Genomic DNA, 18,388 nt, shown 5'->3' with positions numbered 1-18,388 from the left:
TTCACCTAGCGCGATTTCATTCAATGAATGCCCTGCGCTCTTCGTTGGCGACAATGACCGGCGGGGGAAATTGCTTTGCCCTTATCGCCAAGGTCATCGCAAAATCTTCTGCCGCGTTTCGCCGGGCATACCGCAATAAATTAAGTAGCTATCATTTTTTAATCGCTATTGGGCCGCACCCCGGCGGCGACGCGCGGCTTGCTTTTCGCCGGCTCTCTGTTGCGCCCGGCATTATTTTCCCTTTGTCGCTGCGCGAATGGCCGGCAGCACAAACAGTGAGGCGATAAAGCTGATGAATACGCCATAAGCGATACTGATCATCTGCATTTTTCCGCTGACCATCATGGGGAACACCAGCTCATGCGCGTGGCCAAACGTGGTGAACGTGATGCCGTTGAACAGCAACATGCTCAACAAGGCGCCAATGGAAGAGCCTGCCAGGCCCAGCAAGAGGGTTTGGCAGAGATAAGACACATCAATAACCCTGCCGAATCCCAGCAGCAGCGTTATTGCCAGCTGGTCTTGTTGGTTGGCAATGAGCGATTCACACAGCGCGATGATGCCCGCAGTCACCGACACCCCCGCCAGCAATGAAAATAACAGGCCGAACCACAGCAGCACCTGGCCCAACCCTTCGCTGCTGCCGGCATAGTAGGTTCGGCTGTCGCTAATGGCGACTCGGTCATTGAGCGTCCCCTGGATGGCTTGTTGCAGTTGCTCGACAGAGGTGACATTGCTGGTCAATGCCACCAGGTTGTAATCGAGTCCCGCGCCCCAGCTGGTGCGGATATGTTCCAGATCGGCCATGAACTCGGACTGCCGCGGCGAACCGCCGGTGGTAAATTCACCGACGATTTTCCAATCGCGGTCGTGCAGGCGTATGGTCTCGCCCACGTGGAACGCCGGATAATGCCGCGCCAATGACGCGCCGACGACGAGCTCATTTTGCCCCGGCTGAAATGCTCTGCCGCGGGTGAGGGTGACCAGCGGTTGCCCGTTGTTCGCGTTCATCAGCGTGAATGCCGCCGGCGTTACGCCGCGCACCAGATACTCTTTCTCCACGTTGTCTGGGCGGAGCCGCACCAGGACAACCCACTCCGGCGAAGCCGCAACAAGGCCGGGCAAGCGCGAAAGTTGCGCCGCCTGCGTTCGCGTTATCGTGCTGGTCAGTTCGGAAGAGGAGTCTTTGCTTTGCGCAAAATACAGGCCGGGTTCCGCACTCGACTCCAGCGCGCCGATCAGCCCTGCGCGCAGTGAAAATAACGATGTCACAATGACCGCGAGAAAAATGAAGCTGGATAGAATCGCGGTGAAATAAAGCGGCCGCCGCCACAGGTTGCGTAATCCAATGCCCAGCAATATCCCGAGCTGGTGGATTTTCGAGGATGAGCGCGGGTTCATTTTCTCTCCTCCTGCAGGCGAGCGATTTGCAAGAGGGAGGGCAATGCGCAGACCAGGGATAAAATAAAGACCAGCAGGAGGCCGATGGCATAATCCTGGAAATGCGGCTCAACGGCGTTTAATACGGCGGGGAACAGCGTCGGCAACAGCAGAATAAAAATAACCGACAACACTATGCCCACGATGGCACCCGCCAAGGTGATGGCGCCGAGTTGCACGGCAACCGCTTTAATCAACTGTGATTTGCGAAAACCCAGATAATTAAGGGTGCGGTAGTCGCTCAAGGCTTTATGCGTCATGACATAGAAGTTGGTGCTGAGCAGCAGCGCCAATAACAGGCACAGCGCCAGATTGACCCAAAAAATCACGCGATGGAAATCGAACAATTTACTCATAAACAATTTTATATGCATGCGTACGGGGGCTGTCTGCGTGGTGCCGCGCAACCGCTCCGCGCCAAACAGGGCATCAATCTGCCGGGAGAGGTTCTCGGCAGACATGCCGGGTTTAGGGGTCGCCATAAAAAAACTCACCAGCCGCTTGCCATTTTGTCTCACGCTGTCGAGGTAGTCATAATGCATCCAGACCGCGGGAGGGGTGTCGGTTTGGGTTTCTTCAACGATGCCAGTAATGTAAAGATCGAGAATGGGGTTAGGCGCGAGCTTCCAAATCGCGGATGAAAGCGGCAGCCGATCGCCCGCTTTTAAGCGATATTGCGCCGCAAAACGGCTGTCGACCAGCACGCCTTGCCGGTCATTCTGCCAACGCTCCAGTAAGCCCGGCGCTATTTTTAAAGAGGGGATCATGGCGAAGTAGTGTTGGTCTTCTACCGCGATAGCGGGCACGAACCATCCGGGGTGGCGATAGTAAGCACCGACCCAAACTCCCCAGCTCAGCCGATCCAACGCCGGCAGTTGACTCATTTTCTGATGATAAAACTGCGGCAGCAGCATTTGGGAACTGAGTGCATTCAGCACCAGTAGCCGGTTGTCTGCGCCGGGCGGATCGCTTGCCTTTAAGCTGAAGGCGCGATCAAAGGTCAGCATGAGCAGCAGCAACATGACGCCGCTGGCGATAAACAGCAAGATCATGATAAATCTTCTCGACTGCTCAGTGGCGGAGCGCCACAACCAGAGGTAAAACACGGCTCTCATGGCATATCCCTACGGATCAGCTTGCCGTCCCTGAGTTGGAATTGGCGCTGTGCCCGCGCGGCGACCTGAATATCATGCGTCACGACGATGATAGCCTTGCCCTGCTCCCGGCTCAGTAGCGTCATAATATCCATAATTTCCTCCCCCGCCTCCTGGCTGAGATCGCCGGTAGGCTCATCGCACAGCAGCAGATCCGGATTAGTGACTATCGCACGCGCAATGGCCACGCGTTGGCGCTCTCCTCCGGAGAGTTCATCCGGCAAGTGGCGGCGCCGGTGTTCCATCTGAACCAGCTCCAGCGCGGCGTCGACGCGTTGCCGGCGCTGTTTGGCGTCCATATGCCAAAGGTGCAGGGGGAGGGCGACATTCTCTTCGGCGCTGAGCACGGGCAACAGGTTATAAAACTGAAAGACGAAGCCAATATGGCGGGCTCGCAGCGAGGTGCGTTCTTCAGGTCGCAGCCGATGCAGCGAATGCCCTTGCAAAAATACCTCGCCCCGATCGCAGACATTAACGCCGGAGATCAGATTGAGCAGCGTCGATTTCCCTGAGCCGGATGGCCCCATGATGCTGACCATCTCGCCGCCGTGCAGGCTAAAATCAAGATCGTGCAATACCGTGATGTGCTCGCGCCCTTTTTTATAGTCTTTGCCGGCCTGTTGCAGTTGTACGACCGGATCGCTCGGCGCGGTTGCCGTTTTATTCATAAAAATCTACCTGAATTGACATATTATGTTTCAGCCAGGGCTGTTGCTGAGCGAGCTTGATAATGACTAAAACCGCCGCGCGTTGCTCATCCACCACCGAAGAGATAAGGCTGACGGTGCCTGAGATCTGTCGATCGGGGAGGCCATCCGGCTTGATTGTCACTCGTTGTTGGGGCGCGACTTTCGCCAGCTGGCTTTCGGGCAGCCAAACTTCGGCATCAAAATTATCCAAACCGACAATGGTGGCGATCCCCGTGCGGGTGAAACCGCCGCCGGCGGAAATGGGCGAGACCGTTTCCCCTGGGGAGGCGTCTAACGACACCACCTGGCCGTCGAAGGGCGCGCGGATAATCGTACGCAACAGGTCGATTTCACTGGCTTTTATCTGCCAGCCCACTTGTTGTAATTCTGCCTGATATTGGCGGCGCTGCGCCTCGAACGAATCCAACTCCGCTTTGGCGCTGTCGACATCATCCTGGCTCACATAGTTGAGCGGCAACAAACGGTTCAATCGCTGCAGCTGATTGCGCGCGCGCGGCAGGCGGGACTCTGTCTGCGCGAGTTTGCCCGCCGCGATTTGCTGGCTGGCCTGGAGCGACGCAAGCTGCGCTCTTAGCGAACGCCCGTCGAGTGATGCCAATCGCTCGCCTTTTTTTACCTTGTCCCCGCGTTGCACATAAATCTCTTGCACCGTTCCCGTAATCTCTGCCGAAACGGTGGAGAGGCGCGAGGCCTTGATGAATCCTGCGGCCGTGACTGCAGATGCGGCCGCCGCAGGGGGCGCTGGCTCGACAGGTGCTGCGGTGTTGGCCTGAGGCTCGGCGGCGCTGGCGCGCTCGGCCGCTGCTGGCTGGGTAAACCATGCCCTGCCGGCAACGAGACCTAAGGCTAACGCCAGCGCAATCGCTCCGACGAGCGCCGCTTTGCGCCATGGCCGCCCGCGCGGCGGAGTATGAGGCGAGTTCAGCAGGTGCAACGCCTGCTGGCGGGCGGCGTTGCGCGGTGCCTCTGAAGATGGGGAACGCATAGGTGCTTAACGATCCCCTACTGTCAGGCGCAAGATCACACCAATGAAGAGCAGAGCGGCTCCCGAAGCGTAAAGTGGGAACCAGCGCGCCCACCAGTTGGTGGAGAACAATGACGCACCGTTGGCGTTGCTCGCCGTGTAGCTACTGTAGATATTGAGGGCCAGGGCGACAGCGAACATGACGAGGCCGATAATAAGCAGCAAGCCTGATACTTTATGCATGGGATTTCTCCTTCAGAGGGGACATAAGAGAGGCGTCGAGGTAATCGCCAGGGATGACCATCTCAGTGTGTATTTCAGTGAGATAGGTTTCATTCTTCACTTCCATCCAACTGTTTTCCGGTGACGGGAGAGCCTCTCGGAAGACTAACCAGTCAACTTTTCGCGCCAGTAGCAGCAATTGGTCAAGGCAATGTGAATTGCCCAGCCTGCACCACATCGGCTTGCGAATCTTGTCGTTGTTAAATGACTGCCAGCTAAGATGATCGTTGAATTGCCCGTTCACATAGCTGTCCGTCGGAATGCCGTTCTTCAGTAACAATGCCAACAGGCGCGCCGGATGCTCCGCCGCCTGATGCCCGGACAGCTCATGGAAAATGCGGGAAGAGCGGACCCACCAGGTTTCACGGATCAGGACACAGTCTTCCTCCTCCATGCGCGGGGCATGGCGGAAGTCATGATCCAGCTCATTGGCCATCAATCGCTTGTAGGCGGGGCGGCCAATCTGCACCGGTTCGGCCAGTACGGTAAGCAGGTATTTGGTTCCCCAGGCCACCATCGGCGTCGCCGCGCCGAGGTAACATAATTGGAACGCTTGTCCCTGGTTGTCCGTCAGCTTCAGCAGGCCGCTCTGCGTATCATGATGCAGTTGGAGCCGGTCGAGCGTCAGGTCGCCGGCAACCTGAGGCGGCTCATCCAGGCACAGATGATGAGCCGCCAGGCGGGCCTGAGCCTGGAGATTGCTGGACTCGCCGCTGACGCTGAAGGTTAATGGCAGCGCCGGCGCGGCGAACTGGCGCAGCCAGTTTTGCAACTGATGGCGCCTGTCGTCGGCCTGGCTGTCGTTGGTCAATGTGGTGCGTGCCAACTGCCAGCCGATACGCGAATACGCATTGTTGATGACCACTTTGCCCCGGGGATGCGCTAGCTGCCCCACATGACGGGCATCCAATTGCAGGAAGAGCGTTACCGGCAGCTTCAGGGCGGCGGGGTTGATATTGTGCTGCCGCCAGCGGGCCGTTGTGGCGGCGGACTGCGAGATACGTTGTTGGGTGAATTGAATAAATCCCTGCCAGCTCTGCTGCAAAAACAATGAGACATCGGTGCAGTGGCCACCTGCGCCGTATTTGTCGATAAAGTTCTGCAGCAGCCAGAGGTACTCCTGCGACAACGTGGCGCGTTTGGCCACCGCTTTCGCTACGCGGGCAAGTACATTGGGAATGAAAGCGTCAGGCAATGTCATCCTGATCCCTTCCCGCCAGGCGTCTTCATATAAAATATTGCGAATTTCGGGCATCTGATGGCGGGTCAGCCGCTCCCAGCTCTGTTGAATCGTCTGTTGAGCCTGCTCAAGCAGCGCAACGCGCTCCGCGTTTTCTGCCGCACCAAAGCGTTCGGGCAGTTCGGGCAGGTTGCGCAGAGCGTCGCTGGAGAGCTCCGCCGGCATCAGCGCCAAAACATCGGCCAGAGGGGCAGGATGATGCGTTCCCCACTGTAATGTTGGGCGCAAGACGTCCTTGCGCACCAGCTTTCTCAGCAGTCTTTCCGCTTCGGGCGGGGCCATCCCGGCCAGTTCGAAATGCGCTCGCCACTCGCTCCAGCTTTGCTGGTGGCTGGCGCTCAGAACGGCGTCGATTTCCGCTGCCTCCAGGCCCAAGACAAATTGCTGCTCTTCGTTCCATAACAAACCGTGGCGTTTCTCATAGCGATAGAAATGGCCGCGCATCTGGCTGGCGGAAATGCGTTGCAAGGAGGGGTTACGGCACAGCGGCAGATCATGTTTCGCCAACCAGAGCTGCGTATACAGCGCGTCGCGCAAGGCTAATGCGATGGAGCGGTTGAGGTGTACGGTCGAGGTCACCTTGCCTTCACCGGTTTGCAGAGTGGCTTCGCCGGCCGAGCTTTCAAACGGGACCAGGCTAAAAGAGGAAAAGGTGCTGAATGGGCTGACTTTGCCCGCCGCTCGAATCATGTAGGCAAACAAGGAGCGCTCTACGCGCCGGCGCCGTTTGGCCGGCCAACTCTGCCAATTTTGTTCCAGATCGCAAAGCAACTGCGGGGAGGCAAGGCAGAGCGCCCGGCGCAGAGCCGGTTCGTTGGCGGCTTTGAGCAACAAGGCCTGCGTCTGTTCGTTGACACGCTGCCAGCGTTGGTTAAAGGTTGCCGCCAACTGCCGGCGCTCATTCGCTATCGCCAACCATTCGGTCAGTTGCTCCAGAGCGGCTGAGTCGTAATGCGCCAACCAGGCGCGCACTTCGGCAGACAGGTTGAAATAGCGATCGTTGAAGATATGGCGGCGACAGCGAATCATATCCTGGCGAACGCTGTCCGCCGAGGGTAATGCGATATTCGCATGCAGCCTGGCGATAAGCGCCTGCCCGAGTTGCCGCCAGGCCGGCTCCTGCAAGTGGTGTTGCCGGATAATCGCGGATAAATCATCCGGAAGTTGGCTGACATAGTGCGCCGGCAGGCCTGCGGTGCGCAGCATGATAAAAGGGGCGACGAGCAACAAAGGCTGCGCGGGTAACGTCATGATAATACTCCAGATGCCAACCAGTTATTCACCTTCTGCCAACTCACGAAGCTTAACCAACCCATCGCCGCCGCCATGCAGAGGCTGTAAAGCAGGCAATAACTGCGGAATAGGCGGCGGCCTCGGGCAGACCACTCGCGGGTTTTCTTATTGGCGCCGGGTTGGGCAAAAGCGCGAAATGCCCGCGTGGCATCCGAAAGCCGAAAAGGGGTGAGATTGAAAAGCAGGCCGAACAGTATCAACAGCAGTAACGGCCGTATCGCGGTGGCGACGGCGCTTTCACTCAGCGCCGCGAGCGCTCCCAGACACAAGAGATCCATCAATGGCCCTGCCATCGCCACCCAGGCCTTCATGCCGCGCAGTGGGAATAGCGCGATGGCGCTGGTGTTGACAAACACGGAGGGCAGCCACCAGCCGCGAAATTGCAGACCTGCCCCCAGAACCGGGCAGCCGTAAAGACGGCAAACGACGGCATGCGCCATTTCATGCAAAAACAGCCATAACGGTATGCCGACAAGCATCACCATCAGCTGGACGCTGGCCCATTCGCCCTGCAGCAGCCAGGCGTTTAGCCCTGGCAAACACGCGATGAAACGCCACAAGGCAGCGGCAATCGCGAGGCTCAGCAGGCCGTAACCTAACCCGCGCGGGACAACCCGCAGCACGGTGGCGATTTTATGTGCGGCGCGATCGGGGTTAGGCAGCTGATATCGCCCGGCCACTTTCGCCGCCGCAGGCGGCTTTTGCGCGCCATCAACGATCATATTCGCCTGTTTCAACCGCAGCAGAAACGCGGACAGCGCCTGTTGGCACTGTTCGGGCGTTGCGTTCGGGTGGTGTTCTGCCAGCTCCGCCAGGAGGGCCGCCATGGAGCTGCCCCCTTGCAACTGTTGGGCAAGCCGGGCAGAAAACCCACTCAGCTTTAACGGCGCATTACTGTTTTCTTGCAGCAACAGCGCCACATTCGCCTGCGGAGAGATCAGTTTCACATCCTCGTTTAAACGCAACAGGGGGGATGCAGGCGGCATGTTAAACACCCTCTGCCGGCGGAGGGGACGCCAGCACTAGACAGAACAGCGGCGCCTCGCGATAGCCGTCGGCGCCCGCGTGGCGAATGAGCCCTTCTTCGATCACGCCTCCCGCCAGCGTTCCGGTCAAGCCGCAGTCCAGCGCCGCCAACCAGCACTGCATCGCGCTTGCCGCGGCGTTTTGCAGCTGCATGCGGTATCCCGCCGCGCCATGGTCATGCAGGGTCTTTTCAAGATCGGCAACCCACATCAGCAACGCGCCGGCTTTATGGAACGCTAATTGATTGATGCAATCAGCCAAATGTGCGCGGCCAAACCCGCTATCCCGTTTCCGCCAGTAACGGCGATCTGCCTGACTGCACTGATAAATGCCCGCGGCAAGTTCGCCGCTGGCTTCCGGCAGCAATATCCAGGGTTCCATTGGCAACGCCGGCATCCCGCGCAGGCGGCTTTGTTCAAGACCGGCATGCGCGACGGCGATCAGGGTATTCAGCCAGGTTTCCGGGAACGGGCTATCGGCATAGTCATACGTCGCCCTGCGGCGCTCCAGCAACGCGGAGAGCGGCTCATCGCGGTGCACAGTCGCCAGTGATGAAAGAGCAGCGGGCGTGGGCGACGCTGGCGCGGCGGCCGGCCGTGGGCGGTGGCTAACGGCGACCAGGCTGCTCGCCGTTTCATAAAGTGGAGCAGGGCACGGCTCACCCTGTGACGGGGGCGCTTGCACATGCAAGACCTGGCAGAGGATATGGGGGTTATCCTGTTGCGTGAAGAAGAGCAATGACGCCAACCATTGCAGGTCGACGCCATGATCTTCTCTCAGCGTCCAGCCCGCCGCGCGCGCGGAAAGCGCGCAATATTGATTAACCACTCCAGCGTCAAGGTTAACGATGTTATAGCTGAAGTCGTTATATTTGCCGCGCACGCGGTTCAGGTTGCCGCTGGTAATGAGTGAAATCGGCTCTTCGGGATGCTGGAGCAAGTGTTCCAATTGCTGGCAGTCAATGCCGTCAATCCTGACGAGCTGGTGCTTTTCACCGAGATAGAACCAGGCCCCGCAAGGTATCTCCGGCAGCGGCCGGCGGACGACCACAAACATATCGCACGAGAGCAGTTGCCCACCGCTGGGCGCGATGCGGCGTAATGTGCCGTCTTCACCTTTTTGATAACCCGTGGCGTGGCGCAGCAACCAGCCCAGATTGGCCAGTGTCAACGGTTGTGACGGCATTGCCGACATTCGCCAGGGCGGCGGACAGCGCTCCGCCAATGCGCTGTCGGGCAGGTTGATATGCTGCTGCCCATGCAGCCTGACCGGCCTTGAGGCGTGGCGGTTGAGGTTATCCAGCGTGAAGTGCATCTGATGCGAACGCGGTGGCAACAAGCCCTGCGGCGGCAAGCGTGTGCCGATATGGTGCTGCCAGGCAGTAAATGCCTCTTCCCCCGGCGGCAGATAGGCGGCATGGCCTAAACCGCTTAGCGCGGTACCGGGAATGCGGGCGACCTTATAGGCTAAGGTGTACTCCCCCTCGCCCCGATGGCTATGGGAAACGACCTTGTTGAGGTAGCTTTCAGAGGACAGCCCGAGCAGAATTTGCCCCAGCTCATGGGCGGCATAGACGGCGCGGAACGCCACCTCTTGCCGATCGTTGGCGGGCGATGGCTGCTCACATTGCGTGCGTGCGCATTGATAACTGGCGCTGATGTTCGGGAGGGTATAAGGGCCCACCAGCGTGCGATCCGCGCCAATAATGCAGCTCAGATAACGCACGCCGGCCTGGTGCAACCCATCGGCGCATGCCTGGCGGAAAACGTCGGACTCGCTGCCGTCAAAAATGATCAGTGCATCATCCCAGGGGAGGGCGCTGGACGTTGGGCGCTCGGTCAGAACGTCAATGCTGGCGGCCATAGGCGCCAACGCGTGTTGCAGCAGCGATGACACATCTTCCGGGCAAACCAGGGCGAGCCTGCGGCGGCGGGCGGACTGCAGCGCCGCAGTGCGGTTGGCGTGCAGGCGGGTATTGTCGACAAAGCGGCCGCAATAGCTTGCCAAATGGCTTGGGGCGCCGTCATCCAGGCCTTCACCTTCTTCAAGGAAGCCATAGCGAAACAGTAAGGACAGCATGCCCAGGGCATTCTCGCGGCTCATGGTCGCGTCGTCGGTCAGCACGCTTTCCAGCACGTTGACGCCATCGAGGCGCTCGAGGAAGACCGCCAGCGTGTTTATCCCCTGAACGCAGGTCAGGATGCGCGGCTGATAGGCGCCATACACGGCTACGCGGGTATCGCTTTCAGGAATGAAAATCAGTTCCGGAATTAATTTGGGGCGCTTGGGCAGCAAAGCGTAAAGATCGTTATGGTGGCTAAACTGTGCGCCCGACAAGACGGTCGACATATGAGTGGCTTTCATTAGCGTAAGGCTCCTTCCAGGTGTTCGGCCAACAAGGCCGTGCCCTGAGCCTGCGAAATATGCCGGTTCTCACGGCAGCTGCAGCCGTGTAACGCCACCACGGAACTGCTCGCGGTGCGATTGCTGCCAAAGCTCACGGCGGTCAGTTTGCCGAATTGGTCTTCGGGGAGCTGCGCATACTGCTTTAACCGTAATCCAGCCATCAGCACCAGCGCCGGCGTATATCCGCGCAATGCGTTCTGCGGCTGCTGTTCATGATATCGCTGCAGGTTCAAATCCATCATTGCCGTACGCGGCGTTTCGGCGAGGCTGAGCAGGCGCTTCGCCGCACAGGCATAACAGGCGGTTCGGCCTGGGATGACTAGGGGGCCGCAAAACAGCATATGGTCGTTCAACACGGTGCAAGCGTGAGGGATCCCGGCGCGAAACAGCTGCGTGGTGAGCTGTTCAAGCTTAAGCGGCGCGCCGCCGGATAGCGCGATCCCGACGAACGAAGCCTTGCTGTCGGCCCAGGAATAGTTCAGTGCGGTTGCCAATGTCAGTTGAGAGATCCCTTCCTGGCAGTGCATATAATCGGCCACGTCATTGCCGAACGCGGTGTCACTGACGATAATCATTACCACTCTCCTTCAGGCAAAAGGTTGCGGCCACGGATTTATCGTGGCGGCTTTGCCTAATTGTTCACTCAACCGTTGCTGCTGTTCCCGTAGGCGCGGATGCCCGAGATAGCGGGCGCGATAGCATGCCGTCATGGGCAAAAGGGCGGGGATGACAGCGCGCACCACATGTAAACCGGCATCGCGCAGTTCATCCGTCGTCATGTCCGCTATCACGACGTCCATCTTGAGTTGACGAAAACGCGCCACCAATTTTTTCAGCTGTGCTGCCGGCGTTTGCGGTTGCCCGGCCTGCAGGCGGCTAATCGGCATCTGCCGCTCGCTGGCGGTGAGAAAATCGAATGCGGAGCGCTGTTCGGCTCGCCCCATGAAGATGGCGCCATGTTCGAGAGCGATAAAATCGCGTATATCGTCCGGCACCGGCAGTTGATGTTCGAGTACCGAACGCCCCATGGCGCTTTCTCGGATAATCTTGCCGCAGCTGCCCCAGGGATCGAACCCCGTAGAGCAGTTGACGAACTGGGCCGAGGTCGGATGCCCGTCGCGCAGCTGCAATCCGTAGATTGTCGGGCAGCCGATGTCGGTAGTGGCATCGAAGAACAGCTGTTCCAGCCCACTGGCCGCCAGGCGTGAAAACTTGTCTTGTAATCTATCCGGTACCGGTTCATCGAAGCGGATGCGCGCTAAAGGCATTTGCAATAGCCAGGTAAGGGCAATCGCATCGCGTTCGATGACTTCATTGATCGCGGTTACCGTGGCGGTGGTGAGGTCGGTGTGCGCCGCGACGCCTGTCGATATCGGCAACCAGAAACGCTCGCTTTCCCAGGGCCGCACATACAGATGCGACATGATCAACGGGATCTTGCGCGGGCGGGAGTCCGTCAACGAGTAACCTTCCACCCAGCGCAACGGCTGGGCGTCATCAATGGGTTTGACCGGGCAGAGCGGATCGGCGAGCTCCTCCTCGCTGCAACGGGGCAGGCTGTCGGCCGCCAAACCGTCAGCCCCGAGTTCGCGGAAGCTGGCGACCGAAACATCGCGAGGATGGTAGACGCAGGTGGCGTATCGCTCTGCCGCTTCGGCGACAGCGCGGACGATCGCCATATCGACGTGTTCATCGGCGCCGCAGCCGGCAAGCGCGATTTTTTGCAGGTCGTTGCCTTTATTGTCAATGATATGGGGATATGGCATTGACAGATTGCCCAGGCTGGCCAGAACCGACGAAAAGCGGGGGATATGCATCTCCTGCGGTTCCAACGGGTAGACGCTGCCGACAACGCCCGTCAGCGGCGAGAGCAGCGACATGAACGGATATTTCTGGCGCATGGACGCGGAAACGGCAAAGTTATGATGATGCATGAATAACTCCGCTTTCCAGGCTTTTGCTTAGCAACACGGCCAGCCAGGCTTCATCCAGCGTGCTTAAGCCAAGGCGATTGTTCATTAGGTGCATGAATTGGAATGCCAGATTTTTCGCGAGGCCGTCACTGTATCGTTCGCAATGGCGTTCATAGTTACGCCGGGTCTGGTCTAGCGCAGACTGCCAGCGATCCACCAGTTCGGCGCTTTGCGCGTCTTGCCGTATCTGCGGCGACAGAAGAACCGAGTTTTCATCAATCAGTTCCCATGCGCGATCGGTAAAGCTGTTTTTGATCATTCCGATATCCGCAGAGCCCGCCAGCCAGAAAGTCGAGAAGCTTTCAAGGAAGGCGGAACGCCGGGCAACAGGAATGAACGTTTCCAACATGGCCAGCATCAGAGGCAACGCAAACTCTTTGCGCGTCATGCCGCCGCCTGCCTCGGCCAGCAATATGGCACGGGCAATGTCACTGGATTGGTGAAACAGCGCTTCGGCGATGCCAATGCCCGTTTCGCCCCCGTAGACGTCCGTTTCCGGCTCATATTCCGCGCGTTCGCAATGGACCGGGAGTTCATGCGTGGGAAACGGCGTGTTGCCGCGGAAGCTGACCAATGGCGTCCACAGGTTGGCCGGGCGCAACGGCAGGCTATTCAGCGCATCATGCAGCGCAGCGTAAATGGCAGTTTCCAGGCGCTGGCTGTCCTTTTCCTGCAGCAGAAAACGAACGCGTAAATGTAATCCTTTTTCATCGATATAACGTAAGAAGAACCAAGGAGAATCAGGAGCGTACGCCAGTGCTTGGGTCAATCCCTGGGTGATCAGAAAGTCCATTCCATCATGATGGCTACCGATATACAGCTTGTAAAAATGCCAAGATGCCGATCTGTTTTTCATCTTTGCGTACCTGTTTTTTTTAAGATTGTTTTGGCTGGAAAAGGAACCACTTAACGCCGACAAACAGCGTGATCACACCCCATATCGCCATGCCGATACAGTTAATGAAGAAGGGGAATACGCCTTCGCTGCCATTCATGGCGTATCGCAGTGCATCGGCGACAAAACCGACCGGCGTCGTCAAAATTAACCATTTGAGTGGCGGGAATGCGCTCAGATCGAGGAACAATTGCCCGAAACACATGCACCAAAAGTTGAGTAAGGTCAGGGCGATTGTCGCGACGGTATTCGTGCGGAATAAGCCGGCCAGCGCATACCCAAAGCTCACCAGCAACAGTGCGCTGGCGACGAGCAGCACGATAAACAGCAGGGGATGCTCAAGGGTAAAGCCAAAGACCAGACTGCTAATGAGCATTAACAGGGCGATCTGAACCAGTGATATCACCAGGCGGACGCTGACCTGTGATGCGAGCAGAATCCAGCGTGGCAACGGAATGACGCCGTAATAGCGGTAAGTGCCTTTTTCTCGCGCGGCGATCAGCGGCGTCGCCGTGCCAAATAAGGCGACTTGCAACAGGGCCAGCGTCAGCAAGGACGGGAAGATAAAACTAAAATAGTTGAAACGCTCAGTTTTCAGCGTAATGAAGCGTATCGGCTGCTGGGCGTCGGCCGGTTGCTGATTGAGTGCGGCGGAAACCAGTTGAGCGATGGAGCTCATGGATTCCGTCGTGGTGATCGCAGGGCGTTGTTGTACTGCATCCCAACTCACCGCCGCGTTCACTTCATTCGCGCGCACCAGCGCTTCCGGATCGCTTCGAAGCTGGCGCTGGACGGCCAGGCCAGGATAATTGTTCAATTTAAGCCAGAGAGCCTCTGTTTCCGGCGTGTCTCCGACAACGCTCACCTGCATGGAGAACGGTTGATGATTGCCATTAATAATTTTTGCCGTTATGCCAAAGGTAAAGATGAAAAATAACGGCAATACAAGAGAAAATAAGGTTGATAGCGGATCGCGTAAATATTCTTTGGTGTTGGCGCCGAAGAAGCGCCGATAAATCTGCCAGCTATGGCTCATGTTAATCCCTTAATGCTTCGCCTGTCAGATGAATGAACACATCCTCGAGGGTGTTTTTGCTTACCTGCATTTGTTCGGGTTCACAACCCAATCGTTGTGATAACGCAATCACTTGCGGTAACACCTGTGCCAATTCTTGGGTGGGAATATGTAGGCGGCGGAAGGTTTGATCATGTTCATCGCTTTCCTGCGTCGCCTCAGGGAAGAGCGCGAGGAACTCGTCAACCGACGTCAACGGCACTGAGAATCGGATATGATGCCCAGGACAATAACGCTCAATAAGCTGTTGTGGGCTGGCATTCTCCAGCAACCGGCCGTGGTTGATGATCATCACCCGGTCGCATAAATTCTCCGCCTCATCCATTTGGTGAGTGGCGATCAATACGCCCGTGCCAGATTGACGAGAATTCGCAATAATGTGCCGCCAAATATAGCGTCGGCTTTGCGGGTCAAGATCGCTGGTGGGTTCATCCAGCAAAAGAAGCTTGGGTTTGCCGGCCAATGCCAGCGCCAACACCAAACGTCTTTTTTGCCCCCCTGAAAGCCGCGAGAAACGCATTTTACGCTGCGCTTTTAGCGCCACAATGTCCAATAACTGCTTAACCGACAACGCATCCGTATAAAGTACCTGATAGAGCGAAATGATCTCTTCAACGCGCAGCAGCGAAGGCAAACTAAAGGATTGCGGAACGACGCCTAACTGTTGCTTGATGACGTGATTAAGCCCTTGTCGAACGTCTTCGCCAAATAAACGCACCAAGCCGGCTTCAAAGGGCTGTCCTCCGTACAAGGTTTCCATGAGCGTCGTTTTGCCGGCACCGTTAGGTCCGACCAATCCAATGATTTCTCCCGGCTTGATTTGCAGCGAGATGTCATGAAGAACTTGCGTGTCACCATAAAACTTATTCAGTGACTCGACCTCTAATAGCGGCCGTTTGCGATCCCAGGATATATCCAGGGTTGGCTTATGACTGCTGTCGAAATCTAAAGTGGCGTCAGTGTACGTGCTCATTGTTTAAAGCCAGTGAGTAGAGTTTCAGATAACTAACTGGCACAGTATCTTGTACCGGTTGTGGGTAATGATTTAGCTGCCGCTACTGGTAACGCTGCCCATTGTGCCGATGCAGCTCGCCGTTGCAATGCAGCCGCAGCCCGCTGTAGAGGCGGTGCTGACGCTGCTGCCGGTTGAGGCGCAATCGCTGGCAAAGTGCAGCGTTTCAGGCAGTTCTTCGACTAATAAATCAATGCCGTCAGAGGGCATGGAAGGCGAGTCGAGAACAATATCGAAACGGTGGGATTGACGAGTCAGAGAGGTATGATTAAGCATAAATATCCTTATTAATCAGTTTGTTGATGAGTTAGCTATAACATGATTCGAGCTGCTGCATATCGTTGAAATATATTCAAACGAATTCATCTCAATGGGATATTCCCCATTAAATATTTATCTGAAAAATAAAAATCAATTTTAATATCGCGCTAATTATATAAAAATAAGCAGCGGCGATACTGAATTCTTTCATATTGAATTATTTGCATTTGAAGGCGTCATATATGACTGGCGCTTGCGAATATGAAAGGAATCCTATGTACGTAATGTTAAGTTATCGTGTTAGACACACTCTTACATACTTGTAATAGAACGGCAACACATCATTACAATTGACAGGGGTGTTTTCTGTTATTGCAACGAAGCTCACAATAATCATGGGGTTGACGTTAATTTATTTAATTTAAAACTATGTATAAGGGATAAATATATTCTTTTTTGAAAAATTTCACCCAATATTGTTTAGGGTAGAAAGTATTATAATGGTTTTATTTTTTGACAAGGATTATTGCGCGCGGAACCACAGTTGGCTTGGCGTCCGTGATGCGTTCCGTTCCGGGCGGGGCATTGATGCGACATACTGGGACGCGCTCACGACGGGGTTGGCCCTAAAGCGGGCAGTTTGGCCACGGCGCAGCGAGCCTTTTGGAACCATCGCGGCGGGCAGCGAAAAAAAACGGCGCCGCGTGGGCGCCGTTTAGGCAAGGTTCAGGCTGCGCGCATCAGTCGGCGGCGTGGCCCTGCGCCGGCAGGCGTTCACCGTCCAGCCAGGCGGCGCCGTCGCGCATCGCCAGGCGGCCGTCGACGAACCAGCTCACCACCAGTGGATAGATCGTGTGTTCCTGGGTTTGCACCCGTTCAACCACGTCATCCTCCTCGTCGTCAGCGAAAATCGGCACCTTGGCTTGTAAAATCACCGGGCCGCCGTCGAGCTGTTCGGTCACGAAGTGCACCGAGGTGCCGTGTTCGCTGTCGCCGTTGTCGATGGCCTGACGGTGAGTATGCAGCCCCGGGTATTTCGGCAGCAGGGAAGGGTGAATGTTCAGCATGCGGCCGGCATAGCGCTGCACGAACTGCGGGCTGAGGATGCGCATGTAGCCGGCCAGCACCACCAGATCGGGCTGGTACTGGTCGATGGCGTCCGCCAATGCGGCGTCGAACGCCGTGCGATCGGCGTAGGCCTTGGCATCCAGCGCCTGGGCGGCGATGCCCGCCGCTTCGGCGCGTTGCAGGCCATATGCCTGCGCCTTGTTGCTGAACACCGCCACGATTTCGGCGGCGATGCGGCCCTGCTGGCAGGCGTCAATCAGCGCCTGGAGATTGCTCCCCTGGCCGGAGACCAACACCACGATCTTTTTCATCAGTTGATGACCACTTGTTGTTCGTCGGAAGAGGCGGTCAGTTTACCGATTTTCCACGCTTTTTCACCTGCCGCGGTCAGCAGCGCGATGGCCGCTTCCACTTCGGCTTCCGGCAGGGCGATGACCATGCCTACGCCGCAGTTGAAGGTGCGATACATTTCATGACGGCTGACGTTACCGGCCTGCTGCAGCCAGGTGAACACCGCCGGCCACTGCCAGCTGGCTTCGTCGATCACCGCCTGCATGCCTTCCGGCAGCACGCGTGGAATATTTTCCCAGAAGCCGCCGCCGGTGAGGTGAGCGATGGCGTGTACGTCAGCCTTCTCGATCAGCTCCAGCACGGACTTCACGTAAATCTTGGTCGGCGCCAGCAGGTGGTCGGCCAGCGGTTTACCTTCCAACTGAGTGGCGGTCGGATCGGTGTTGCTCACTTCCAGGATTTTGCGCACCAGCGAGTAGCCGTTGGAGTGCGGGCCGGAAGCGCCCAGGGCGATCAGCGCATCGCCGGACTGCACTTTGCTGCCGTCGATGATCTCGGATTTTTCGACCACGCCGACGCAGAAACCGGCCACGTCGTAGTCTTCGCCGTGGTACATGCCCGGCATTTCAGCGGTTTCGCCGCCCACCAGCGCACAGCCGGACTGTTTGCAGCCCTCGGCGATGCCGGTGATCACGCTGGCCGCGGTGTCCACATCCAGCTTGCCGGTCGCGTAGTAGTCGAGGAAGAACAGCGGCTCGGCGCCCTGAACCACCAGATCGTTGACGCACATCGCCACCAGATCGATGCCGATGGTGTCGTGGCGTTTCAGATCCATCGCCAGACGCAGCTTGGTGCCCACGCCGTCGGTACCGGAAACCAGCACCGGCTCGCGGTATTTCTGCGGCAACGCACACAGGGCGCCAAACCCGCCCAGACCGCCCATCACTTCCGGGCGACGGGTCTGTTTAACTACACCTTTGATGCGATCTACCAATGCGTTGCCTGCATCGATATCGACACCTGCGTCTTTATAGCTGAGAGAGGTTTTGTCGGTCACTGCGCGATTCCCCACGACGATTTGCGGTTTGAAAACTGTGCTTCCGATGTTGATTCCGGAATAAGGCGCGGCAATTCTAACAGCGCAGGCAAACGTTTGCGAGCGGCTTGTGAACCGGCTCCGCTTTTTCGTCATCTATACTGATATTCAAACTTTTGTTGATCCCGATCGGGCTATTGTGGGTGGCGCGGCGAAAAAAAGGAGGTATAATCCCGCGATTTTTTTGGCCGCAACCACCTTA

Annotated in this window: 16 protein-coding genes; all 16 read right to left on the bottom strand. The window is 57.3% G+C overall.

Features of this window, described 5'->3' with window-relative positions; genetic code table 11:
* Positions 1-231 precede the first annotated feature (231 nt).
* The gene (locus CPH57_RS14595) at positions 232-1,401 is read right to left on the bottom strand and encodes an ABC transporter permease (RefSeq protein ID WP_033644036.1); all 1,170 of its coding nucleotides are present in this window, start codon (positions 1,399-1,401) and stop codon (positions 232-234) included.
* Complete coding sequence (locus CPH57_RS14590) at positions 1,398-2,492, bottom strand: ABC transporter permease (RefSeq protein ID WP_033644034.1); 1,095 nt, start codon at positions 2,490-2,492, stop codon at positions 1,398-1,400. Before CPH57_RS14590 ends, CPH57_RS14595 begins: the two co-directional genes overlap by 4 nt.
* Before the next feature lie 59 nt (positions 2,493-2,551).
* Positions 2,552-3,262 (bottom strand): ABC transporter ATP-binding protein, encoded by a 711-nt coding sequence (locus CPH57_RS14585; protein WP_047025626.1) that lies wholly within the window; start codon positions 3,260-3,262, stop codon positions 2,552-2,554.
* On the bottom strand, positions 3,255-4,289 hold the full coding sequence (locus tag CPH57_RS14580; protein WP_080273402.1) for an efflux RND transporter periplasmic adaptor subunit: 1,035 nt from the start codon (positions 4,287-4,289) through the stop codon (positions 3,255-3,257). The genes CPH57_RS14585 and CPH57_RS14580 overlap by 8 nt, the downstream gene beginning before the upstream one ends.
* Before the next feature lie 6 nt (positions 4,290-4,295).
* Complete coding sequence (locus CPH57_RS14575; protein ID WP_033644030.1) at positions 4,296-4,511, bottom strand: hypothetical protein; 216 nt, start codon at positions 4,509-4,511, stop codon at positions 4,296-4,298.
* Positions 4,504-7,041 (bottom strand): lantibiotic dehydratase, encoded by a 2,538-nt coding sequence (locus CPH57_RS14570; protein WP_069101082.1) that lies wholly within the window; start codon positions 7,039-7,041, stop codon positions 4,504-4,506. The genes CPH57_RS14575 and CPH57_RS14570 overlap by 8 nt, the downstream gene beginning before the upstream one ends.
* Positions 7,038-8,069 (bottom strand): PqqD family peptide modification chaperone, encoded by a 1,032-nt coding sequence (locus CPH57_RS14565; RefSeq protein ID WP_033644028.1) that lies wholly within the window; start codon positions 8,067-8,069, stop codon positions 7,038-7,040. Before CPH57_RS14565 ends, CPH57_RS14570 begins: the two co-directional genes overlap by 4 nt.
* Before the next feature lies 1 nt (position 8,070).
* Positions 8,071-10,473 carry a nitroreductase family protein gene (locus CPH57_RS14560; RefSeq protein ID WP_096242482.1) on the bottom strand — a complete coding sequence of 801 codons (2,403 nt, stop codon included), beginning with the start codon at positions 10,471-10,473 and terminating at the stop codon, positions 8,071-8,073.
* Positions 10,473-11,090: a hypothetical protein gene (locus tag CPH57_RS14555; protein ID WP_021504405.1), complete on the bottom strand. Its 618-nt coding sequence runs from the start codon at positions 11,088-11,090 to the stop codon at positions 10,473-10,475. The genes CPH57_RS14560 and CPH57_RS14555 overlap by 1 nt, the downstream gene beginning before the upstream one ends.
* Before the next feature lie 12 nt (positions 11,091-11,102).
* Positions 11,103-12,449: a YcaO-like family protein gene (locus tag CPH57_RS14550; RefSeq protein WP_050594440.1), complete on the bottom strand. Its 1,347-nt coding sequence runs from the start codon at positions 12,447-12,449 to the stop codon at positions 11,103-11,105.
* Positions 12,436-13,344, bottom strand: coding sequence for a thiopeptide-type bacteriocin biosynthesis protein (locus tag CPH57_RS14545; RefSeq protein WP_071841623.1), 909 nt, complete (start codon positions 13,342-13,344; stop codon positions 12,436-12,438). Before CPH57_RS14545 ends, CPH57_RS14550 begins: the two co-directional genes overlap by 14 nt.
* A 19-nt stretch (positions 13,345-13,363) precedes the next feature.
* Positions 13,364-14,419 carry an ABC transporter permease gene (locus CPH57_RS14540; protein ID WP_046687618.1) on the bottom strand — a complete coding sequence of 352 codons (1,056 nt, stop codon included), beginning with the start codon at positions 14,417-14,419 and terminating at the stop codon, positions 13,364-13,366.
* A 1-nt stretch (position 14,420) separates the two neighbouring features.
* The gene (locus CPH57_RS14535) at positions 14,421-15,431 is read right to left on the bottom strand and encodes an ABC transporter ATP-binding protein (protein WP_050594439.1); all 1,011 of its coding nucleotides are present in this window, start codon (positions 15,429-15,431) and stop codon (positions 14,421-14,423) included.
* Between the two features lie 72 nt (positions 15,432-15,503).
* Positions 15,504-15,746, bottom strand: a complete 243-nt coding sequence (locus tag CPH57_RS24400) for a hypothetical protein (protein ID WP_127897176.1) — start codon at positions 15,744-15,746, stop codon at positions 15,504-15,506.
* A 725-nt stretch (positions 15,747-16,471) separates the two neighbouring features.
* Positions 16,472-17,110, bottom strand: coding sequence for a phosphoribosylglycinamide formyltransferase (purN, locus tag CPH57_RS14530; RefSeq protein WP_033644022.1), 639 nt, complete (start codon positions 17,108-17,110; stop codon positions 16,472-16,474).
* Positions 17,110-18,147, bottom strand: coding sequence for a phosphoribosylformylglycinamidine cyclo-ligase (purM, locus tag CPH57_RS14525; protein WP_025303843.1), 1,038 nt, complete (start codon positions 18,145-18,147; stop codon positions 17,110-17,112). Before purM ends, purN begins: the two co-directional genes overlap by 1 nt.
* Between the last annotated feature and the right edge of the window lie 241 nt (positions 18,148-18,388).

This window comes from Serratia sp. JKS000199, from assembly GCF_900215455.1.
Classification (GTDB): domain Bacteria; phylum Pseudomonadota; class Gammaproteobacteria; order Enterobacterales; family Enterobacteriaceae; genus Serratia; species Serratia ureilytica.
This window is presented reverse-complemented; position numbering and strand designations above follow the sequence as displayed.